Raw genomic sequence first — 21,665 nt, 5'->3', positions numbered from 1 at the left:
CTTGGAGAGGGTAGGTACGCTTCTAAAGCTAAAGCAGCCCCAGAAACGCCACCCCGACCCCAAGCTCCTTGCGCTTCAATTCCCGCAACTGAGCCGCCTGCCAGTCTTCGCCCCACATCTCGACCGACCAGTCCTCGTCGATCCCCGCCGCCGCCCAGGCCGCATCGGCATCGATCTCCCCCTCGATCAGCGCCAGCCCGATCACCAGCGACCCGGTCAACGTCACCACCGGCGACAACCCCGCCAGCCGAAAATCGTCATACGCCGCCACAGCTTCATGCAGCCGCGCGACCGTCGCGTCCGGTTGCGCGACGTGCATCACGCCGGTGGTGACCGCGAAGGTCACGTCATACCGCCCCCGCGCCCACGCCAGCAGCGGATCCCACGCCGCCGCCTGCCGCTCGACCAGCTGAGGCGGCCCCTCCGCGCGGTAGCAGAGCAGGTCGCTCTCGCCATACGCCGCCAGCCGTGCGGCGAACTGCGCAGGATCGTTCGAGATCGGATCGGTCGCCGCATTGGCTAGGCCCGTCAGCGGCATCGTCCGCGGATCGATCGTCTCACCGACCGCACGCCATTCCTCCGCGACAGCCTCGGCCAGTGCATCGGTCGGCAACGCAAGCGGTCGCCGCCCGGGCGTCCGCACCGGCTTGCCGTCGAGCGTCACTACCCGGTCCGCATCGATCGCGACGTCTGTCCAGAACCGCTTCATGCGCCCATTCCGTTCATTCAAGCGTGCTCCGCCAGCGATGCGCCAGACTGCGCGGCACGATCGCGATCATCGCCATCGCCGACAGCACGATCGCCGTCCCGAGGATCTTCGGCCCGAGATCATGCGCGCGCGCGATGAGGATCAGCCCGAGCAACGCGCCCGCAACCCCCGCCAGCCGCACGCCGACCAGCACGAACCAGCGCCGCTGCGCCACCTTGTCCGCGTTGGTCATCGTGGCGACACCATATGCAGCAGGTCCGGCACAGCAGCCGCAACGACATCCGCCCCTGCATCGGAAAGCTCGTGCACGTCGTGATACCCCCACGCAACCCCGACGGCGCGCACACCGGCCGCGCGAGCCATCGCCATGTCGAAGCTCGTATCGCCGATCATCGCGGTCGTCTCCACGGCAGCACCTGCCTCCGCGATCGCCGCCAGCAGCATCGCCGGATCGGGCTTCGACGGATGCCGATCCGCGGTCTGCAACGTCACGAACCGCTCGGTGATCCCGTGCGCGGCCAAGATATGCGCGAGCCCGCGATCGGACTTCCCCGTCGCGACGCCAAGCGCCCAGCCGTCATCGGCGAGCGTCCCCAATACCTCGGCAATCCCCTCGAACAACGGTTCGTCCGCCAGTTCGCCACTCGCGCGCATCGCATGGAACGCGTTCTTGTAGTCGGTAGCGAGCGACCGGTGCAGCGTATCGTCCGCCTCCGGCAGCAACACCTGCATCGCCTCGACGAGACTCAAGCCGACGATCCGCCGAATGTCCGCGCGCGGCGGCGGGATCAGCCCGGCGCCCTCGAACGCGCGCTCACACGCGACGCAGATATTCGCCTGGCTGTCGACGAGCGTCCCGTCGCAATCGAATACGGCAAGGCGGATCATGAGATTTTCCAACGCATCGCCGCCTCGTAGATCACGCGTGCACGGGAGGGAACGCCAAACCGGAACGCGCACGTCTGCGAACGGTTCGTGTCGGATAGCTCTGGAGACTCAACGATGGCGCACGCACAGACCGACACCCCGAACATCTGGGCCGCCGCCGCTGCGGGACTCGTGGCAGGGCTCGCCGCCTCGTTCGTGATGGACCGCTTCCAGGCCGGCGTCGCCGCGCTGTCTTCTTCGGAAAGCGATGCCGAGCCTGCGACGGAGAAGGCGGCGGACAAGGTGTCGCAGGTCGTGGTCGGCCACGATATCCCCGACGATCGCAAGCCGCTCGCGGGGCAGGTCGTGCATTATGCGCTCGGGGCAGGGCTGGGGATCGCTTACGCGGTGGCGGCGGAATACCGGCCATCGGTGACCGCGGGCTACGGCACCGCGTTCGCTGCGGCGACGACGGCGTTGCTCGACGAGGCGGCGGTGCGGGCGGCGGGGCTGGGCGATGCGCCGTGGAACACCGCGCCGACGACGCATCTGTATAGCGCGGCGTCGCATATCGTGTTCGGGACGGTTACGGAGGGTGTGCGGCGGTTGCTGCTGGCGTGGCTAAAGTAGGGCGCTAGCTGCGCTCACCTAGTTCCCCCGCGCACGCGGGGGCCCAGGAATCAAGCAGCGTTACGATCGTGGACTGGACCCCCGCCTTCGCCGGTGAACGGCTTACGGTTAGTGTCACGTCCCCACCTCAAGCTCCATCCCGGCGAAGGCCGGGACCCAATTGGGGGAGGTGAGTAACGGAGGACGTCGCTCCGTTACCTCAACCTTTCCAATTGGGCCCCGGCCTTCGCCGGGGTGGAGCGAGAGACGGGGGAAACTGCCAGCGTATCCATTTCTCCCTCTCTTCTCGGGGAGAGGGAAGGGGCCCACGGCCGTTTGGCGTGGGAAGGGTGAGGGCACGTTAGGCGGCAGTCGCCAACTACCGAGTCCCAGGCCCACTCCGAGGCCCAGGCTTCCCAGCTCCACCCGGACGCCCACGCCCAGCCGGCTTGGCCCCCTCAACCCGAGGCCCGCTCCGCGGCGCTCCGAACTTCGACCCAGCCCCGGTCCGAGGCGCACCCGTCTTCGGCGCAGGCTTGCCCGTCGCCTTCTCCTCGACAACCCCACGCCCACGCCGCTCGCCTTTACGGTCTTTCCGCACCGACTTCGCATGCGCCTTAGCCCGCGACTTCATCTGCTCGCGCGTCGGCGCGGTCTTCTCGTCGAGCACCAGGTCGTCGCCCAGCTTCTCCTCGAAACCCAATTGCTTGAGGCTCTCGGCGAAATGCGTCGGCAGTTCCGCGGTTACGTCGATCGACCCACCATCCGGATGATCCACCTTGATGCGGCGAGCATGCAGATGCATTTTCCGCGAGATCCCGCCGGTCAAAAACGCAGCAGCCCCGCCGTACTTCCCATCACCAACGATCGGATGTCCGATCGCCGCCATGTGCACGCGCAACTGGTGCGTCCGCCCCGTAAACGGCTGCAACTCCACCCACGCCGCACGGTTGCCCGCGCGCTCGATCACGCGGTACCGCGTCCGCGCCGGTGCGCCCTCGGCCTCGTCGACATGCATTTTCTCGCCGCCGGTGCCCGGCTGCTTCGCGATCGGCAGCTCGATCATGCCGTCCTCGATCGACGGCACGTCGACCACCAGCGCCCAATAGACTTTCCGCGCGGTCCGCCCCGAAAACGCCTTCGCAAAGAACGCCGCCGCGCGTGAGGTGCGCGCCACCAGCAGCGCGCCGGACGTATCCTTGTCGAGCCGGTGGACCAGCTTCGGCCGACCCTCGTTATCGTACTGCAACCCGTCGAGCAGTCCGTCGACATGCTGCGTCGTCTTGGTCCCGCCCTGCGTCGCCAGACCCGGCGGCTTGTTCAGCACGAACGCCTGGAAATCCTTGTGGATGACCATGGACTGCGCGAGTTCGGTCTCCTCGTCCGACAAAATCACGCGTTCGCGGACGCGCCGGGGCTTGTCCACGTCCGCGGCGGCCTTGTCGGCTTCGGGGGGCGGCACGCGCAGCATCTGGCCCGCCGCGATCCGGTCGCCCGGGGTCGCACGCGCGCCATCGACGCGGAGCTGCCCGGTGCGCGCCCACATCGCCACCGTCGTGAAGCTCGTCTCCGGCAGATGCCGCTTGAACCACCGGTCGAGCCGGATGCCGTCATCGTCGAACCCGACGTTGAACTCGCGGAAACCCGTATCGCTATCGCTTTTGCCCGCAGTCATGCGACGGCCCTTACTGCGGAGAGACCCGCGAACAACGCGGCGACCGAACCGATCACCGACACCAAAACATACCCGAACGCGACGCCGATCGCGCCTCGCTCGATCATCGTGACGACGTCCAGCGAGAACGCCGAAAACGTCGTGAATCCCCCTAGCACGCCCACGCCGAGCAACAGCCGCCACGTTTCCGACGCGGTATTGCGGGCAAGCACGCCAACCAGCACGCCCATCAGCAACCCACCGATCAAATTCACGGCAAGCGTACCAAAGGGATAGTCAGGCCCCAGCAACGACAGCATCGCGCGGCCAGTCAGATAGCGCGCGCCGGATCCGACCGCACCACCGACCATGACATAGAGAAGGGGAAGCATTCTCGCGCCCTAGCGTGAATCGGGCAAAACGGAAAGGTGGGGTTGGTGGAACGGCTTGTGTCTCCCCCCGGTCGGTTCGAAATCATCGTGCCCTGTCCCAAAGCTTGTTTCCCCGCGAAGGCGGGGACCCAGTCTGGGCTCCCGCCTTCGCGGGAGAACAAGGGAGGGAAGAGATAACGCCACCCCAACACGCCACCCCGCGTACCACCACCCCGGCGAAGGCCGGGGCCCAGTTGGAAAGGTGGCAATAACGAAGGACTGCGCTCAGTTAGCGACGTCCCCCAACTGGACCCCGGCCTCTGCCGGGGTGGTGCACCTATCGCAAAACCTCACCGCCCAGCGTTGGAAACCAGATCCACATCGCTCCCGCCACCAGCCCGCGCCGTCACATACACAACATAAGCGTCATTCCCCCGAACACCGCCCAGCACATGCTGCCGCCCATCCGTACTATGCCCAGCCGAATACCCGGCCCCCGTCGCCTTCGTAAAATACCAGTCGAGCATCTTCTGCATCGGCGCAGCGCTCGCGAAACTCACCACGCGAAGCCGACACCCATCCCGGTCCGCCCCCGCAGCCTCGGTCAACCGCGCCGCCGGATACAGCGGCAGGTCCGCCGGCAACCGGTTCGCCCACCCCGCCGAATAGCCGATCTTCTTCGCGCAGGCCCCCGCGTCCGGCGTCGTCTGCCGCTGCGCCAGCGCCCCCAAAGTCAGCGCGCCGTTCGCGGTCTTGCACTCCGGACAGTCGTTAGACGCCGCCGGCGCGGGCTTGAGAGTCCGCGGATCGACCGGATCTGCCTTGAGCGGACCTTCCGGCGGCACCGCGCCGCTATCCGGCCGGGGCGGCGGGCGCACTGCATCGGTGTTCGACGACTGCGCCAGCCGGGGATCGACCATGATCCGCCCCCCAAGAGACGACGTCAGCGCCGGATCGCGCACCGCGCCGTTGGTCAGCTCGGCATCGAGGCTGTTGAGATCCTGCTGGTCGGTCGACGATCGGTTACACGCGGCCAGCGCGAGCGGGAGGAGCAGGGCGGTGCGCAGCGGGATAGTCATCACCCGCATCCTATGCGCGCCCGCTGATGAAGAAAGCGTTTTCCGCACATCCTCGATCCTCCCCCGCCAGGGGGAGGTGGCTGGCGCTTGCCAGACGGAGGGGGAGGGACGCGCCAACGACTGTTTCGTATCCTCCCCCTCCGTCACCTTCGGCGCCACCTCCCCCTGGCGGGGGAGGATCGTAAGGGCCCGCCAAGTCTTGCCCGATCCCCCGCGACTCGCCATGTTCACCCCATGCTGAACATCGTCTCGATCCTCATCGGCCTCGTCACCCTGGTGCTTGGCCTCGTCGCGTTCATCCCGCTGCTCGGCTGGATGAACTGGCTCGTCATCCCGATCGGCATCGTTGGGGCCGCGGTCGGCGCGCTGTCGTCGAGCAGCGGCGGCCGCAACCTCAACATCGTGCTTATCATCATCTTCGCGCTCCGCCTCAGCCTCGGCGGCGGGATCATCTGACGCAAGAAGGGCCCTGCGTTTCCACCGGGCCCTCCTGATTGCGAAAATTACCCGCCGTTATGCGGCGAGATTATGCTCCAGCGTGATCTCGGCGTTGAGTACCTTCGAAACCGGGCAGTTCGCCTTGGCGTCCGCGGCGATCGCCTCGAATTCTTCCTTCGAGATGCCGTCGACCTTGGCGTTCAGCGTCAGCGCCGACTTGGTGATCTTGAACCCGTCGCCATCCTTGTCGAGCGTCACCTTGGCGGACGTCTCGAGCGTCCCCGCCTCATACCCCTTGCCCGCGAGCGCGAAGCTCAGCGCCATCGTGAAGCACGATGCATGCGCGGCCGCGATCAGCTCCTCGGGGTTGGTGCCGGGCTCGTTCTCGAACCGCGTGTTGAAGCCGTACGGGCTGTCGGACAGCACGCCCGACTGGGTCGAGACATGGCCCTTGCCGCTCTTGCCGAGGCCTTCATACTTCGCCGAACCGCTGCGTGTGGTCATCGTTTTGATCCTTCATCGGACAAGAAAAAAGGCGTCGCGGTTTCCCACGACGCCCTTCCACAACGCGCAACTACCGAAATAGCGGCATTGATTTAGCCGATGAGTGTCAGCGGCAACGACGGTTGTTGTTACTCGTGCCCTTGTCGATAGCGCGACCGGCGAGACCGCCGAGGACGGCGCCGCCCAGCGTGCCGACCGTGCGGTCGCCGCGCGTGTCGACCGTGCGGCCGAGCAGTGCGCCGCCGACGCCGCCGATGATCGTACCGGTCGTGCCGTTGCTCTTCTTGCAGTAGACGCGGCCGTCACGACCACGCCATTCGCGACGATCGCGCGCATCGGCGGCCGACACAGGAACGAGGACGGTCGGCAGGACCATTGCGCTGAGGCCCATGGCCAGAACGAACTTACGCATCGTGTAACTCCCTAGTGAATTGATCTGCTGATGTAACGATGACCCTATACCGCCAGTTGCATGAACCGAAAACAACACCGCGTTCATGCTGGCGTTCATCTTCGGGAGCGGCATCGTGCCGTGTTCTAAATAGACGTTGGGCATCATTCCGCGGTCCCGCTTTACGCTGGAAGGCAGGCCGGTTACGCCGCCCCGATGTTGCCCGTGCCCTTGCCCGTCGAGATCCTGCCCGTCGCCGCGCCCTGGTTCGACCTAGCCGGCCTCGCGGTGTTCGCCGCTTCGGGTGCGCTGGCGGCGGCCAAGCGCGGGCAGACGTTCGTGACGCTCGTGTTCTTCGGGCTCATCACCGGCGTCGGTGGCGGTACGGTGCGCGACCTGCTGATCGGTGCGCCGGTATTCTGGGTGCATGACGCGCGCGCCGCGAGCGTGTGCCTGGGCGTGGCGCTGCTGATCTGGGTGACGCCCGAGCGGTGGTGGAAGGACGAAGCGCTCGGCTGGTTCGATGCGGTCGGGCTCGCGGCGTATGCCGTGTACGGCGCGGCGAAGGCTTTGGGGTACGGCGTACCGCCGGTGCCGGCGGCGCTGATGGGGGTAATGACGGCGTGCGTCGGCGGTATCATCCGCGATGTGCTCGCGGGAGAGCCGTCGATCCTGATGCGGCCGGAACTGTATGTGACCGCGGCGGCGCTGGCCGCGGCGAGTTATGTCGGGCTGGTGTTGCTGGGCGTGCCGCTAGCCTTGGCGGCGGTGATCGCGGCGAGTGCCGGGTTCACGTTGAGGGCGGCAGCGATCCGCTTCCACTTGGCGCTGCCGGCGTATGGTGGGCGCCGCTAACTCACGCAGCTTGTAACGCTATCGCTTGTTTCCCCGCGAAGGCGGGGACCCAGCCTGGGCTCCCGCCTTCGCGGGAGAACAAGGAGGGGCCGGCGGTTGGACTTGAACCGACGGCCCACTCTTCGCGTTCTTGTCTGATCGTTAGGCGTCGATCGAAACACCTCCTTGCCGCCACCCCGGCGAAGGCCGGGGCCCAGTTGGGAGACGACGCTGATGTGCGTTGCGCTCCGCTACGCCAGCTTTCCCAACTGGGCCCCGGCCTCCGCCGGGGTGGTGGCCTTCGCCGGAGGGCCGCTCGGTCGCCGGTCAAACCTCCCCGAAAAGCAAACCTACCCCCGCACAACCCCGACATCCGCAAACCGCCGCGGCTCCACCGGTGGCACCGCGGGCTCGTTCAACTCACACTGCCAATGCCCGACATCGATCCACTGCCCATTCTTATACCCGACCTCGCGGTACACCCCCGCGCGTCGAAACCCGACCGCCTCATGCAGCTTGATTGAAGAATCGTTCGGCAACGCAATCGCCCCGATCGCCTGCGTAAACCCCTGAGCCCGCAGCGTATCGATCAGCGCCTCGTACAACAGCCGCCCCGCACCCTGGCGCTGCGCTGCGTCTGCGACATACACCGTGGTCTCGCACGCAAACCGGTACGCCTCACGCTTGTGGAACGCCGACGCATAGGCATAGGCCAGCACGCCACCTTCGGTTCCGATCGTCGCGACCAGCCACGGGTAGAGCCCGTCCGACGCCGCCATCCGCGCGCGCATCTGCCGCGCATCGGGCGCCTCGGTCTCGAACGATACCGTCCCGACCAGCACGTGCGGCGCATAGATCGCCGCGATCGACGCAGCGTCCTCGGGGATCGCCGCCCGGATGACGATCCCGCCGCCGTTGCCAGTTGCGGGGATCGCCATCAGAACCCGATCCGCGCCAGCAGCAGGTCGAGCAGCTTGGCATCGCCGATCCCCACGGTCGTCGGTCCCATCCCGCCACACTCGAGGCAGCGCGCCTGGATCGCGCCCGAGATCGCCAGCCGCTTCATGTCACCGACCGCACGCGCGAGCATCTGGCGCCGGTCCGCCGCGACGTGCGCGAATGCATCGCCGCCACCTGCATCATCGTCGCCATCACTGCCGAAATCCTGCGCGATCGTCGCGAGGAAGCCCGGCTTCTTCTCCAGATACTCGGCATGCACCTTCGCCGGATCGAGCTTGGCGCGCTTGGCGGCCTCGTCGATCGCGTCCTGCAACGTCCCGAACCGGTCGACCAGGCCGATCTGCCGTGCGGTGCCGCCATCCCAGACGCGGCCCTGGCCGATCTCGTCGACCCGCGCCGGCGTCATCTTCCGCGATGCCGCCACGCGCGACACGAACTGGCGATAGCCGTTCTCGATCCCCGCCTGCGCGATCGCGTCGAACATCGGCGTGGTGCCGCCAGTGATGTCGGGCTGGCCCGACAGCGGCGTGGTCTTCACCCCGTCGCTGGTCACGCCGATCTTGGCGAGCGCGTTCTCGAAGGTCGGGATCACGCCGAAGATACCGATCGAGCCGGTGATCGTGCCGGGCTCGGCAAAGATCACGTCGGCCGGCGTTGACACCCAGTATCCGCCGCTCGCGGCCAGCCCGCCCATCGACACGACGACGGGCAGCTTCTGCCGCTTGGCCTCGAGGATCGCGAGCCGGATCTGCTCCGACGCCATCACCGATCCACCCGGCGAATCGACGCGCACCACCAGTGCCTTCAGCGTCTTCTTGGCGAGCCCGTCGAGCACCGCCTTCTCGATCGTCTTGCCCGCCGCCTTGCCGGGGCCGCTCTCGCCGTCGACGATCTCGCCGGCGATTGTCAGCACGCCGATCGCGTCACCCGCGGTCGGCAACGGGTTGGCCTCTACCCACGCATCATACTTGATCGCGGTGTAGTTGCCGGCGGGCTTCTTGTCGTCGGACCCGGCATATTCCGCCACGCGGCGCCCGAACGCGGTCCGGTCGCCGAGCTTGTCGACGATCCCGGCGCTCAGATTGGCCTGCGCGATATTGCCGTTCGCCGCGAGAATGACCTTGTCGGGCGCGCTCATGAACTGCGCGATCTGCGCCTTGGGCCGCGCGTTGGCGATCGCCTCGCGCCACTGCGAGAACAACGTGCCGTACAGCGCCGTGCTCGCCGCCTTCGCGTCCTCGCTCTGGTCGCTCCGCGTGTAGGGCTCGACGAACGACTTGTAGCGACCGACGCGGTAGACGTGCGCGTTGACGCCGAGCTTGTCGATCAGGCCCTTGTAATAGAGCTGGTTGCCGCCCGGACCCATGAAGACCGTGCCGCCCAGCGGGTTGACCCAGATCTCGCTCGCATTCGCCGCGAGGCGGTAGCCGCCATCGGTATAGGCGGTCGCATAGGCCAGCACCGGCTTGCCGCTCGCCCGCACCCGCGCCAGCGCGTCGCCGACTTCGCCGAGCGCCGCCGGATACGCGCCACCGAAGCTGTCGAGATCGAGCACCACCACCTTCACTCGCGCATCGGTGCGTGCGGTATCGATCGAGCGGACCACGTCGCGCAGGCGAAACTGCCGCGTCCGGCTCTGTCCCGAGAGTGCTGCAAACGCGGCCTGTTCCTCGGGCTGCTCGACGATCGAGCCGTTGAGGTCGAGCACCAGCGCGCCATCCTTGATCGCCGTGGTGCTCTGCCGTGCGTTGAGCGCCGCGAAGATCAGCCCGAAGAACAGCAGCATCGCGATCAGGACGAGCGCGTCCTTGATCGCGACAAGGAACTTCCACACGCCCCGCACGAGCCGCCATTTCTTCCGCGGCGGGCGGGCAGGGTCGACATAGGAGGGGGCGTAAGACGGCGCAGCGGTATCGGTCATGGGACGAGAGCTAGAGCATGCGCGGACCGAGGTAAATGCCCTGTATTACGGTGCCAATACAGGCGGGCGTTCGAGTTCTCACATTGACCGCAATCACTACGCAGTCCCCCTCCCGCTTGCGGGAGGGGTTAGGGGAGGGGAGTCCCGCACGCACCCGCCCGAGAAACCCCTCCCCCGACCCCTCCCGCAAGCGGAAGGGGAGCAGAAGGCATCATCGACCCGGCTCTGTTCTCCTGCAAACGTAGGAGTCCAGGATACCAAGCACCGCCCTCCGTCACCCTGGACTCCTGCGTGCGCAGGAGAACGGCAGTGCTCAGCAGCACGATCACCACCCCCTCAGCCACGATGCCCGAATACCACGCCCGCCCGAAAAAAATTCGCCCCCGGAACCTTTGACATGCCGCACCCCGAGGCACATATGCCGTCCGTTGGCACTCGATAACGTCGAGTGCCAGAAATCTGTCACAATCCAAAAGGACATGGACCCCATGAACTTTCGTCCGTTGCATGATCGCGTGCTGGTGAAGCGCCTCGAAGCCGAAGAGAAGACGGCTGGCGGCATCATCATCCCCGACACCGCCAAGGAAAAGCCGCAGGAAGGCGAAGTCGTCGCCATCGGCACCGGCACTCGCGCCGAGAACGGCACGATCACCCCGCTCGACGTCAAGACCGGCGACAAGATCTTGTTCGGCAAATGGTCGGGCACCGAGGTCAAGGTCGACGGCGAAGACCTGTTGATCATGAAGGAATCGGACATTCTCGGCATCGTCGGTTGACCCGACGGGCTCGGGATCGTCGGCGTCATGCTGACGTGAACGGGCCGAGAAATGCTGGCTGCGAATTCTGCGCCAGCGTCTGCACTTCCTGTACTTCACTTTTTTGAAAGGGCAGCTAGCATGGCTTCCAAAGACGTAAAATTCGGCCGCGACGCGCGTGAGCGCATCCTCCGCGGCGTCGACATCCTCGCCGACGCAGTCAAGGTGACCTTGGGCCCCAAGGGCCGCAACGTCGTCATCGACAAGAGCTTCGGCGCACCGCGCATCACCAAGGACGGCGTCACCGTCGCCAAGGAGATCGAGCTCAAGGACAAGTTCGAGAACATGGGTGCGCAGATGCTGCGCGAAGTGGCCTCGAAGACCAACGACATCGCCGGTGACGGCACGACCACCGCAACGGTTCTGGCGCAGGCCATCGTCCGCGAGGGCATGAAGTCGGTCGCAGCGGGCATGAACCCGATGGACCTGAAGCGCGGCATCGATCTCGCCGTCATCAAGGTCGTCGAGGACGTCAAGGCGCGTTCGAAGCCGGTTTCGGGTTCGAAGGAAGTGGCGCAGGTCGGCATCATCTCGGCAAACGGCGACCGCGAAGTCGGCGAGAAGATCGCAGAAGCCATGGAGAAGGTCGGCAAGGAAGGCGTGATCACCGTCGAGGAAGCGAAGGGTCTCGAATTCGAGCTCGACGTCGTCGAGGGCATGCAGTTCGACCGCGGCTATCTGTCGCCGTACTTCATCACCAACCCCGAGAAGATGACCGTCGAGCTTCAGGATCCCTACATCCTGATCCACGAGAAGAAGCTCTCGAACCTGCAGGCGATGCTCCCGATCCTGGAAGCCGTCGTCCAGTCGGGTCGTCCGCTCCTGATCATCGCCGAGGACATCGAGGGTGAGGCTCTGGCCACGCTCGTCGTCAACAAGCTGCGCGGCGGCCTGAAGGTCGCAGCGGTCAAGGCACCGGGCTTCGGCGATCGTCGCAAGGCGATGCTCGAGGACATCGCGATTCTGACCAAGGGCGAGATGATCTCGGAAGACCTCGGCATCAAGCTCGAGACCGTCACGCTCGGCATGCTCGGCACCGCCAAGCGCGTCACGATCGACAAGGACAACACCGTCATCGTCGACGGTGCCGGCGATCACGACACGATCAAGGGCCGCACCGAAGCGATCCGCCAGCAGATCGAGAACACGACCAGCGACTACGACAAGGAGAAGCTCCAGGAGCGTCTCGCCAAGCTTGCCGGTGGCGTTGCCGTGATCAAGGTCGGTGGGTCTTCCGAGGTTGAGGTCAAGGAGCGCAAGGACCGCGTCGACGACGCGCTGCACGCAACCCGCGCAGCCGTCGAAGAAGGCATCGTCCCCGGCGGCGGTACGGCTCTGCTGTACGCAACCAAGGCACTCGACGGCCTCGAGGGTGCGAACGACGACCAGACCCGCGGTATCGATATCGTTCGCAAGTCGCTGACGGCTCTGGTTCGCCAGATCGCGCAGAACGCCGGTCATGACGGTGCGGTGGTTTCGGGCAAGCTGCTCGACGGCAACGACACGTCGATCGGCTTCAACGCCGCGACCGACACGTACGAGAACCTGGTGGAAGCCGGCGTGATCGATCCGACCAAGGTCGTCCGCACCGCGCTGCAGAACGCAGCATCGGTCGCAGGCCTCCTGATCACGACCGAAGCGGCCGTGAGCGAAATGGCCGAAGACAAGCCCGCCATGCCCATGGGCGGCGGCGGCATGGGCGGCATGGGCGGCATGGACTTCTGATTTCGGACGGGGCCAGCGAGAGCTGGCCCCGACACGAAATCAGAACGGCCGGCGGGCTGGGCGGCGCAAGCCCCAGTCCCGTCCGACGAAAAGGGCCGGCTTCGCCGGTCCTCCGTTCCGACCAAGACGACCAACGAAAAAGCCGGCAGGGGATTATCCCTCGCCGGCTTTTTTGTGCCCATTCGCGATCGAACACTCCGGCCTTTTCACCTCGTTAACCTTCGCCGCCTACGCATTCTTTCGGGGTATAAAGGATGCGATTACAATGGACTCCCGGCAGATAAATCTCGTCCAGGACAGCTTCATCCACGTCCTGCCGATCCCCGATGCGGTCGCCGCCGCGTTCTACGCCCGGCTTTTCCAGCTCGCTCCGGATACCCGCCCGCTGTTCCGCGGCGACATGGTCGAACAGGGTCGAAAGCTCGTCCTGACCCTCGCATCCGTGGTGGATTCGCTCGACCGGCTCGACGAACTCCTCCCGGTCGCGCGCGAGCTTGCGATCCGGCATGTCGGCTACGGCGTGCTCGATCGCCACTATGCGGTGGTCGGTGCCGCGCTGCTCGATACGCTGGCCGTGCAGCTCGGCGATCTGTTCGATACGGCTACGCACGATGCATGGGCAGCGGCCTACACGATACTCGCCGACGCGATGATCGAGGCGGGGCACGCCGCCGCGCGCAAATCGGCATGATCCCAGCGGCCGCCGCGGTTCCGACAGGTACGCCTGCATCGGTCGTTCCGCACGCGGCGCTCGACGCCGTGGCCGCGCGGCTGTCCGATGTCGCGTCGATGGTCAGCCAGGAGGCGGCGGCCGCGACCGACATGGTGCGGCTGGCGGCGGAGGACATGCGCCAGATCGCCGCGCTGGTCGTCGAACTCGATACCGCCGCGACGCTGGTCGAACGCAACGTCCGCAAGCAGCTCAAGCTGCTCGCCCGCGCGCAACGGCTCGCGGCGGATCACATGCCGCTGTTCGATACGCTGGGCGAGACCGCGGACAGCATCCTCGTCATCTCCGGCACCATCGGCGGCATCGCGGCACGCAGCCGTCTTCTCGCGCTCAACGCCCGGATCGAGGCGGCACGACAGGATGGTCATGGCGGCGGCTTCGCAGCGGTCGCGGCCGAGATGACCGTTCTGTCCGCGCAGACGATGACCGCGACTGCCGATATCGACGCGCGCACCGGTGCGGTCGGCGATCACGTGGCGCAGGTGCGCGGCGCGTTCGCCGACAGCAGCGCGTTGATCGATCACGAACGTGACATGATCGAGGGTATCGCCGATACCGCGCAGGATCAGCGCCGCAACGCCGGAACGGCTGCCTCACTCACGGGCGAGGCGGTCGACCGGATCGATGCCGCCGCCACGATCATCGGGCGCGTGGCGTCGGCCGCCACGACCGTCAACGTCATTGCCCGCCAACTGAGCCGCGTCGCCGCCGCATCGACCCGCTGACGATCGGGCAAAATCCTTGATGCGGTGAGGCCGGATAGACAGTGCAACCGCTTCGCGTTCGCGCTACCCTCCCGGCATGACCGCAGGACGTATCGATCAGTTGACCGAAGCCCAGCGCGCGTGCCTGCGGCTCGTGCTGACGCATCACAATTCGAAGGAGATCGCGGCGATCTTCGGGGTGTCGCCGTCCGCGATCGACAAGCGGATCGAGCGCGCCATCCAGATCCTCGGCGTCGGCACGCGGTTCGAGGCAGCGCGGCGGCTGCAGGAGCACGAGCACGAGCGTGGCGAAGGCGACGACATCGTCCTGACCCGCGCCGCGCCTCCGTCCGAACAGCCTTTGCCGACGTACGAACGGCTACCATCCGAACCAATCGACGTTCCCATCCCCCCGTCCCACGCCCCAAGGACCGGTCAGACCGAGCCGTGGGGGCTTGTTCGCCGCTTCTTCGGAATCTCCGAAGTGGGTGGATCGACGGGAGTGGCACGCAATCGGTTTTCGGTTGGCGACAGGATAGTCAGACTGATCGCACTCATGGGCCTGATCGCTGTCACGTCGATGGCGCTCGTGAACATGGCGATGACGCTGACCAGCCTGTTGCGATCGAACCGAGACCGCAGCGCTCCCGTACACGGCTCCGCAACGACGGCGCCAACGGGGAGAACGACGATGCTGAAACAACGACGAGACGCGACCGACAAGGTCACCCTGGATTTCCTCAAGGCCGAGGCTGCCGTCGATCACGCGGCGATGCTCGCGGCCTCGTGCGTATCGACGCTGTTGCAACAGCGTGTCGCCGCCAACCTGCCGGTCGGCACCGGCGTTGCCGCGTTGCAGATGATATCGCAGGCGTCGTTCGACATTATCAATGCGCGCCAGCGGTTCGTCGAGGCGCATCGCGCGCTGGTCGACGTCCGCGCCGAGATCGGGCTCGGGCAGTTCTACGGATACGGCGACACCGCGGAATGTCCGCCCAACGAAGGCGTGTTGCGAGCGGAGACTCCGGTTCGCCTTGCGGCAGTGGCCTGAACGGCCGGTTTCGGTCCTGCTTTGGAGGTAAGAGTTGGATCGGGTCTGGCTGTTCTACGCGATACAGGTGGCCGCATCCGGCTATGCGCTCCTGCGGGGCGGAGCACCGGAGCGACTGACGGGGTTGGCCTTGCTGGTCGCGGCACTGTCGACCGGTTTCGTCCAGCGGACCATCCCCGTCCTGTTCGCAGGCGTGGAGAGCGGCGTGATGATCGTCGACTTGATCCTGCTGGCGGTGCTGATCGCGATCACGCTCAAGGCCGATCGGTTCTGGCCGGCCTGGGCCACCGCGCTCCACGCGTTGGGGACGGGGGCTCATCTGGCCCGGGCGATCAGCCCTGACGTGATCCGGCTCGTCTACGCGGTCCTTTCCGCGGCCTGGAGCTACCCCATCGTCCTGCTTCTCGTGATCGGGACAGTCAGGCACTCGCGCAGGATCCGGGCCCATGGCTCGGATCTCGACTGGAGTCGCCAGGACCCGACCTGCCGCTGAAGCATATTCGGAAGACGTATATGACTTACGCAATTGCCATGGCGCCCATTGCCGCTCAGCGTACAGCTTCGCTCGGCGTATCGCCGCTGGTGTTGGTCGACATGGCCAAACGGCTGTACGAACTTCGCAAGGTGCGCGACACGTTGCTCGGCGAGGCGCTATTCTCGGAGCCGGCTTGGGACATCCTGCTGGATCTGTTCATTTCCGATCACGAGCGGCGCCAGCTCAGCGTATCCGCGGTCTGCATCGGTGCGCGCGCGCCGTCGGCCACCGCGCTGCGTTATCTGACGATGCTCCAGGATGCCGACCTGGTCGAACGCACGCGAGACGAACGCGACGGCCGCCGATCGCACGTCCAGCTCACCGCGTTGGGAAGACGCCGCATGACGAGCCTTCTCGGGCGCCTGATCGAAGAATAGGGTGGAGCGGGTAACGGGAATCGAACCCGTGTATTCAGCTTGGAAGGCTGCTGTACTACCATTGTACTATACCCGCGAAGCCGGCGTTGCCGTGGCTTTGCGTCTCCGCTGTAGAAGCGAGAGTGCGTGACCGGCGATAGCGTGCGGCAATCGTCCGTGCAAGCCATGAGGATGGCGCTGAACCCTGCGCCATCCTTGCCGTGCGCTACCGTACGGCCGGAGTTGGCTGACGTGGCGCAACCACCTTCACCAACGTCTTGATGTCCTGCCGCGTGGGCAATGCGCCCGACGCCGTCAGCGTCCCGGACGCGTCGTTCCAGCGGAGGACTGCGCTGGATCCGCCACCCTTCTTGTAGCCATTGGTCACGCCGTCGTCGTCGTACAGCGTGAAGCTCGCGTCACGGCCCGGATAGACTTTGATCATCTCGAGCGCCTGCTTCGTCGCCGTGCTTGGCACCTGCACGCCCATCGGCACGATCGACCCCGCGCGGACGAACAGCGGGATGCGGTCAATCGGAGCCGCGGCAACGATCGTCTGACCGCCGGCATACCGCTGATCGGTCCAATAATCATACCATTCGGATCCAGCCGGGAGGTAGACCTTGCGGGCAGTGGCGCCCTGTTCTGTAACCGGTGCGACCAGGAAGGCCGGGCCGAACATATACTCGTCGCCGATCGTCGCGACGGCGGGGTCGTTCGGGAAGTCCATGAACAGCGCGCGCATGAACGGCGCACCCGTCTTGTAGGTCTGATAGCCGAGCGAATAGATATACGGGATCAGCGAATATCGCAGCTTCAGGAAGCCGGCGAGCACCGGTTCGGCTGCCGCACCATATTCCCAGATCGCCGTCGCCGGACGCTGGCCGTGAATGCGCAGCGTCGGCGTGAAGCTGTTATACGCGAACCAGCGCGTGAACAGCTCGGGATAGTCCGCGTAGCTCGGCGACATCGCGGTTGCACCCGCCGGATCGAGCAACGGCGCATGTTCCGCCTTTGGCCCGTTCGGGTACTGCCAGCCGCCGGTGTCGCTGCTCCAATACGCCATGCCAGTCGCGGTAAAGCCGAGCCCAGCAGGGACCTGGCGGTGCAAGGTTTCCCATGTTGCCTGCACATCCGACGACCAGAACAGCGCGCCGTTACGCTGCGTGCCCAGATACGCCGCACGCGCGAGGATCAGGTTGCGGAAGTCGGGCCGGTCGCGCGCGGAGCCTTCCGCGACGCTGCGGGTGTGCACGAGCGGATAGAGGTTGTGATAGCGATCGCCCGACCCGATCGAGAAGAAATTGCCGTCGGGCACGAGGTCCGGCTCGGTCTCGTCGAGCCAGAACCAGTCGAAGCCCTGGCTCGCGATATTGTCTCGGATCCGATCCCAGAACCAGCCTCGCGCATCCGGGTTGGTCGAATCGAGCAGCGCACCGGCACGATCGGACCGGATCGGCAGGCCGTCCACGACACCGCCGTCCTTGTCCTTCAACAGCCATCCCTTGGTGCCGAGGAAATTGAAATAGCGCGATTCCTTCTCGAACCGCGGCCACACGCTGATGATCGAATGCATGCCCATGCTCTTGAGCGTGTCATTCATGCCCTTGGGATCGGGGAAATAGGTCCGATCGATGTCGAGCTGCCCCATCCGCGACCAGTAGAACCAGTCGAGCACCATCACGTCGAGCGGCAAACCGCGCTTGCGATAGCCGTTGGCGACACCGAGCAGTTCGGCCTGAGTCTCGTAGCGCGCCTTCGACTGGATCAGCCCGAACGCGGCCTTGGGTGGCAGCGGCGTGGCGCCGGTCAGCTTGGCATAGCCGGCGTAAAGTTCGTCGGTGGTGTCGCCGGTGATGACGAAGAACGACACGCGCTCGCCGACGTTCGACTGCCAGTGCGTCGAATTCGACAGGCCGGGCGAGACGGTGGTCGCCGACGCATTGTCCCACACGATGCCGTAGCCCTTGTTGGTCACCATGAACGGCACGCACACCGTCTCGCCCGCCGGCGCGTCGTAATTGTGGCGGCAATCGATCGTGCGGCCCTTGAGATCCAGGACACCTTCCTGGTTCTGTCCGAGCCCGTAATAATGCTCGTTCGGCTGCACCGCGAAGCTCGCGCCGACCCGGAACGTCTTCTCGCCGTTGACGGTCTGCGGTGACATCTCCCAGCCGGTCATCTCGGCGATCACGCGACCGTCGGGCTTGCGCACCGCGATCGACACCGGCGGGAGCGAAGGCGCGAAGTAACGTTCCATCTGGCTAGGCGCCTTGGGCCATGGCTGTGCGTTGACGGTCAGCGATACCGCACCCGAGGCGAACACGTCACCGCTGGCGTCGGTGCGGTGCGTCCAGCCACTTGCATCGGGCTTGGCGTTGGGGCCTTCGCCCGGCGGCGCGTCGGCGAGCGTGCGGTCGAGCGAGATAGTTACGCGGACGATGTTGGGCGAGTAGGGCTCGATCGCGACCAAGCTGCCGTTGCGGTCGAGCGTCGCTAGCGGGTCGGCGTTCGCCTGCATCGCAATCGCAGACGTCAGGCACGTACCGGCCAGCAGGAGGCGCGCGGCGGAAAGGAAAGTCGGCATAGGGTCGGGGTTTCCGTCAACGGGGAGGCGCGAGCGCGTGCAATGGTTGCGCGCGAACATGCTCGTTTCGCGGTCGGAATGCCAGAACGACGTGGTCGTATAAATGAGCTCGGTTGGACTCTCGCAAGTGAATCTTACGGAGCGGAGACGATCGCCGCGGTGTCGCCGTTCAGCGCCAGGCGGAACGACGGCGCCACCGTGCCGCCGAACTTCGTGCGGCGAAGCGAAGCGCTGACCGTAGCGTCGGCGCCGCCCAGATCGGCGTAGTCGACGAAGCTGATCATTTCGAGTTCCCCCGTGACCCACCAGCAATAGGCCTGGAAAGGCTCGGCGGAAGGATTGGCTGCGACCAAGCCGGAGCCGTTCAATGGTCGCCACGGTCCCGAAATCGCGTCGGCGACCATACCGTACAAGCCGGTCGGTGCATCGACCCCCGCGGCGAACCGCTTCGCCTGGGTCGACCAGAACAAATAATAGAGATCCTCGTGCAGCACGATATGCGGCCGTTCGAGTTCGCTGTTGACGTCGATCGCGTGGACGAGTGGTAGCCGCAGGCTCCAGTTCGCGCTGCCGATGGCGCGCGCGGCGACTCCGATCACACCGTCGTCCACCGCGTCGACCCAACCAGCGGACCCCGCGAACAGCAGATACTCGGTGCCATCGGCTGGGTCCTGGAAATAGCCGGGGTCGCGGAAACCCTTGATCCTGCCGTCGACCGCCTCGCGTTGGTCCGCCTGCCGATAGAGAGCGCCGTCCGCCGCGATCGATTCGATCGGCGCGCTCCAGTCGACGATCCGGCCGTCGACGAACCGCCCGCGTGTCTCGAACAGGCGTTGTTCGAAGCTGCGAGGTTCACCGCGACGCCCGGCGGCCGTCAGATACATCATCAGCGTCTCGCCATCGTCGTCGAGCACCGCGGAGCCGGACCATTCGCGACTGCCCGGCGTGAACCCGTCGGCAAACACATCGCCATGATCGCGCCAGCCATCGGCGCCCAAGCTGGTCAGGCGGATGCGCGCGGCGTCGTGGCGGTCCTCGGGATCGTCGAACTGCGGTGTGGCCAGGAAGAACCACCAGCTACGATCGTCGACGATCGCGGTGCGGCCGTCGCGGTACGCGATCGGCCACATGTCCCACAGGTCGTGACCGGGTACGATCGCCACGATGTCGGCAGCCGTTATGACCGGCAGCGCGGCGTTCGACTGCGCAGCAATGCGGTCCAGCATGTCGACGGACCAGGGGGTGATGGTAGTGGCGGGCATGGGAATCCTGGAGTCGATGAGGAGAGATCGTGCGGCGATTTCGGGCGCTTCGGCGGGTAGCGGGTCGGGCTGTCGTTGAGCGTGCGTCAAAAGCGCGTCGAGCCGACCGGCAGGCCTTCGCCATTACGCTCGCGGACCGTCCAGACGGCGATTGCGGCGCAGAGCATCAGGATGCCGCACAGCGTCAGCACGTTGCGCGGATCGCCGTTCAGCAGCGGCCCGTAGCAAAACGGCATGGTTGCCGCGAAGACCAGCATCGGGATGACGATCATCATGTTGAAGATCCCCATATAGACGCCGGTCCGCTCGGCCGGGATCGCGCCTGCGAGGATTACGTAGGGATTGCCCATGATGCTCGCCCAGCCGATGCCGATGCCGATCGCGGGCACGAACAGCAGCGCCTTGTCGGTGATATGCGGCAGCCACATCATGCCGATCCCGGCGAGCACGAGACACAGCGCGTGCAGGCTCGCCGCGCCCAGTCTCTTCGCCAGCGGGACCATCGCGAATGCCGCGACGAACGCGACGCCGTTGTAGAACGCCGCCATTACGCCGTTGGTCAGCACCGCCGAATGGAATCCGGACGACGTCGCGACCTCGGTGCCATACACCGATCGGCCGATCGAATAGATCACATAGGCCCAGTAGGCGGCCATCGCATACCATTGGAACAGGCTCATCACCGCCAGCCTGCGCATCGCCGGCGGCATGTCGCGGATCGCGGACCCGATTTCTTTCAAGGTCGCGGCCAGCCCCTTCGGCTTGGCCGCGATCCGTGTGCGTTCGGCGAGCGACAGCGGCAGTTCGGGTACGCGCCGGATCGACCAGAGGATCGTCGAGAACGAAAGCACCGCACCGATCATGAACGCGATGCGCGCGGTGTACGGAATGTTGTGCGCATCGACCCAATCCTGGTTCATGCCTGCCCAGACGAGCAGCGACGGCGTCAGGAATGCCAGCATCTGCGCAAGGCCGGTGAAAGCGCTCTGCGTCAGGAAGCCGATCTCGTGCTGGTCCTCGTTCAACCGGTCCGAGACATAGGCGCGGTACGGCTCCATGGTGATGTTGTTGCCGGCATCGAGGATCCACAGCATCGATACCGCCATCAGGATCGAATGGCTGAGCGGCATGAAGAACAATCCGAAGGCGCACAGCACCGCGCCGAACAGGAAGTAGGGCGTCCGCCGGCCCCAGCGCGAATCCGTTCGGTCGCTGAGTGCGCCGATCAGCGGCTGGATCAGGAGGCCGGTCATCGGGCCCGCCAATTGAAGCAACGGCAGCGAAGCCTCGGACGCGCCGAGATAGCTGTAGATCGGCGCCATGTTGCCCTGTTGCAGTCCGAAGCTGAACTGCAACCCGAGGAACCCCAGGTTCATCTCGAGGATACGGGCCAGCGAAAGATGCGGCTTGGATTCGGGGGAACGCATGACGGCCATCCTCATTGGCGGAAACGCCCGTCTGCGCGGGGTATGTCTGAACTTACCTACACGGCGGTGGAATGCAACAATCGATTGCAAAGTGTGTCGGATTGGCAGGCGGCACTAGAACGATCGATGTGATCCG

23 protein-coding genes and 1 tRNA gene are annotated in these 21,665 nt (G+C 65.8%); 10 read left to right on the top strand and 14 right to left on the bottom strand.

Going from position 1 to position 21,665, the window contains the following annotated elements:
* Positions 1-28: 28 nt before the first annotated feature.
* From C8J45_RS14345 to C8J45_RS14335, 3 genes are read right to left on the bottom strand one after another with little or no spacing between them, the layout of a single operon-like run.
* On the bottom strand, positions 29-709 hold the full coding sequence (locus tag C8J45_RS14345) for an ATP12 family chaperone protein (RefSeq protein WP_107963815.1): 681 nt from the start codon (positions 707-709) through the stop codon (positions 29-31).
* 13 nt (positions 710-722) lie between these two features.
* Positions 723-941 carry a hypothetical protein gene (locus tag C8J45_RS14340; RefSeq protein WP_107963814.1) on the bottom strand — a complete coding sequence of 73 codons (219 nt, stop codon included), beginning with the start codon at positions 939-941 and terminating at the stop codon, positions 723-725.
* Positions 938-1,597 carry an HAD-IA family hydrolase gene (locus C8J45_RS14335; RefSeq protein WP_107963813.1) on the bottom strand — a complete coding sequence of 220 codons (660 nt, stop codon included), beginning with the start codon at positions 1,595-1,597 and terminating at the stop codon, positions 938-940. Before C8J45_RS14335 ends, C8J45_RS14340 begins: the two co-directional genes overlap by 4 nt.
* A 114-nt stretch (positions 1,598-1,711) precedes the next feature.
* Here C8J45_RS14335 and C8J45_RS14330 point away from each other — a divergent pair, with 114 nt between their 5' ends.
* Positions 1,712-2,206 carry a DUF1440 domain-containing protein gene (locus tag C8J45_RS14330; protein ID WP_107963812.1) on the top strand — a complete coding sequence of 165 codons (495 nt, stop codon included), beginning with the start codon at positions 1,712-1,714 and terminating at the stop codon, positions 2,204-2,206.
* 358 nt (positions 2,207-2,564) lie between these two features.
* Here C8J45_RS14330 and C8J45_RS14325 read toward each other — a convergent pair whose 3' ends face one another.
* From C8J45_RS14325 to C8J45_RS14315, 3 genes are all read right to left on the bottom strand, one after another.
* Positions 2,565-3,860 (bottom strand): RluA family pseudouridine synthase, encoded by a 1,296-nt coding sequence (locus C8J45_RS14325; protein WP_107963811.1) that lies wholly within the window; start codon positions 3,858-3,860, stop codon positions 2,565-2,567.
* Positions 3,857-4,231: a fluoride efflux transporter CrcB gene (gene crcB, locus C8J45_RS14320; protein WP_056489728.1), complete on the bottom strand. Its 375-nt coding sequence runs from the start codon at positions 4,229-4,231 to the stop codon at positions 3,857-3,859. The genes C8J45_RS14325 and crcB overlap by 4 nt, the downstream gene beginning before the upstream one ends.
* A gap of 329 nt (positions 4,232-4,560) precedes the next feature.
* Entirely contained in the window at positions 4,561-5,289 is a 729-nt protein-coding gene (locus C8J45_RS14315) for a hypothetical protein (protein ID WP_258191467.1), read from the bottom strand.
* A 234-nt stretch (positions 5,290-5,523) separates the two neighbouring features.
* Here C8J45_RS14315 and C8J45_RS14310 point away from each other — a divergent pair, with 234 nt between their 5' ends.
* Complete coding sequence (locus C8J45_RS14310) at positions 5,524-5,745, top strand: hypothetical protein (RefSeq protein WP_056052052.1); 222 nt, start codon at positions 5,524-5,526, stop codon at positions 5,743-5,745.
* A gap of 57 nt (positions 5,746-5,802) precedes the next feature.
* Here C8J45_RS14310 and C8J45_RS14305 read toward each other — a convergent pair whose 3' ends face one another.
* Both C8J45_RS14305 and C8J45_RS14300 read right to left on the bottom strand, forming a co-directional pair.
* Positions 5,803-6,231, bottom strand: coding sequence for an OsmC family protein (locus tag C8J45_RS14305; protein WP_056065668.1), 429 nt, complete (start codon positions 6,229-6,231; stop codon positions 5,803-5,805).
* A 106-nt stretch (positions 6,232-6,337) separates the two neighbouring features.
* Positions 6,338-6,643, bottom strand: coding sequence for a glycine zipper 2TM domain-containing protein (locus C8J45_RS14300; protein WP_056065671.1), 306 nt, complete (start codon positions 6,641-6,643; stop codon positions 6,338-6,340).
* A 195-nt stretch (positions 6,644-6,838) separates the two neighbouring features.
* Here C8J45_RS14300 and C8J45_RS14295 point away from each other — a divergent pair, with 195 nt between their 5' ends.
* The gene (locus tag C8J45_RS14295) at positions 6,839-7,477 is read left to right on the top strand and encodes a trimeric intracellular cation channel family protein (RefSeq protein WP_056066054.1); all 639 of its coding nucleotides are present in this window, start codon (positions 6,839-6,841) and stop codon (positions 7,475-7,477) included.
* 329 nt (positions 7,478-7,806) lie between these two features.
* Here C8J45_RS14295 and C8J45_RS14290 read toward each other — a convergent pair whose 3' ends face one another.
* Both C8J45_RS14290 and sppA read right to left on the bottom strand, forming a co-directional pair.
* Positions 7,807-8,394: a GNAT family N-acetyltransferase gene (locus C8J45_RS14290; protein WP_107963809.1), complete on the bottom strand. Its 588-nt coding sequence runs from the start codon at positions 8,392-8,394 to the stop codon at positions 7,807-7,809.
* Positions 8,394-10,337 (bottom strand): signal peptide peptidase SppA, encoded by a 1,944-nt coding sequence (sppA, locus tag C8J45_RS14285; RefSeq protein ID WP_107963808.1) that lies wholly within the window; start codon positions 10,335-10,337, stop codon positions 8,394-8,396. Before sppA ends, C8J45_RS14290 begins: the two co-directional genes overlap by 1 nt.
* Before the next feature lie 488 nt (positions 10,338-10,825).
* Here sppA and groES point away from each other — a divergent pair, with 488 nt between their 5' ends.
* The 7 genes from groES (at position 10,826) to C8J45_RS14250 (ending at position 16,274) form a co-directional block, all read left to right on the top strand.
* Positions 10,826-11,113 carry a co-chaperone GroES gene (gene groES / locus C8J45_RS14280; RefSeq protein ID WP_056052039.1) on the top strand — a complete coding sequence of 96 codons (288 nt, stop codon included), beginning with the start codon at positions 10,826-10,828 and terminating at the stop codon, positions 11,111-11,113.
* Positions 11,114-11,233: 120 nt separating this feature from the next.
* Complete coding sequence (gene groL / locus C8J45_RS14275) at positions 11,234-12,877, top strand: chaperonin GroEL (protein ID WP_056065680.1); 1,644 nt, start codon at positions 11,234-11,236, stop codon at positions 12,875-12,877.
* 265 nt (positions 12,878-13,142) lie between these two features.
* Positions 13,143-13,568: a globin family protein gene (locus C8J45_RS14270; protein WP_107963807.1), complete on the top strand. Its 426-nt coding sequence runs from the start codon at positions 13,143-13,145 to the stop codon at positions 13,566-13,568.
* Entirely contained in the window at positions 13,565-14,332 is a 768-nt protein-coding gene (locus C8J45_RS14265) for a methyl-accepting chemotaxis protein (RefSeq protein ID WP_181321229.1), read from the top strand. Before C8J45_RS14270 ends, C8J45_RS14265 begins: the two co-directional genes overlap by 4 nt.
* Before the next feature lie 76 nt (positions 14,333-14,408).
* The gene (locus C8J45_RS14260) at positions 14,409-15,362 is read left to right on the top strand and encodes a sigma factor-like helix-turn-helix DNA-binding protein (RefSeq protein WP_107963805.1); all 954 of its coding nucleotides are present in this window, start codon (positions 14,409-14,411) and stop codon (positions 15,360-15,362) included.
* A gap of 34 nt (positions 15,363-15,396) precedes the next feature.
* Entirely contained in the window at positions 15,397-15,855 is a 459-nt protein-coding gene (locus C8J45_RS14255; protein WP_107963804.1) for a hypothetical protein, read from the top strand.
* Positions 15,856-15,875: 20 nt separating this feature from the next.
* A complete protein-coding gene (locus tag C8J45_RS14250; RefSeq protein ID WP_244655482.1) occupies positions 15,876-16,274 on the top strand; it encodes a winged helix DNA-binding protein in 399 nt (132 codons plus the stop codon).
* Between the two features lie 2 nt (positions 16,275-16,276).
* On the opposite strand, the gene C8J45_RS14245 is transcribed toward C8J45_RS14250, so the two are convergent.
* From C8J45_RS14245 to C8J45_RS14230, 4 genes are all read right to left on the bottom strand, one after another.
* Positions 16,277-16,350: transfer RNA gene (locus tag C8J45_RS14245), tRNA-Gly, on the bottom strand.
* A gap of 129 nt (positions 16,351-16,479) precedes the next feature.
* Positions 16,480-18,774, bottom strand: coding sequence for a TIM-barrel domain-containing protein (locus C8J45_RS14240; protein ID WP_258191471.1), 2,295 nt, complete (start codon positions 18,772-18,774; stop codon positions 16,480-16,482).
* Between the two features lie 200 nt (positions 18,775-18,974).
* Positions 18,975-20,102, bottom strand: a complete 1,128-nt coding sequence (locus tag C8J45_RS14235; protein WP_107963803.1) for a glycoside hydrolase family 68 protein — start codon at positions 20,100-20,102, stop codon at positions 18,975-18,977.
* Between the two features lie 86 nt (positions 20,103-20,188).
* Positions 20,189-21,529: an MFS transporter gene (locus tag C8J45_RS14230; RefSeq protein ID WP_107963870.1), complete on the bottom strand. Its 1,341-nt coding sequence runs from the start codon at positions 21,527-21,529 to the stop codon at positions 20,189-20,191.
* Positions 21,530-21,665 lie beyond the last annotated feature (136 nt).

This window comes from Sphingomonas sp. PP-CE-3G-477 (assembly GCF_003050745.1).
Classification (GTDB): domain Bacteria; phylum Pseudomonadota; class Alphaproteobacteria; order Sphingomonadales; family Sphingomonadaceae; genus Sphingomonas.
This window is presented reverse-complemented; position numbering and strand designations above follow the sequence as displayed.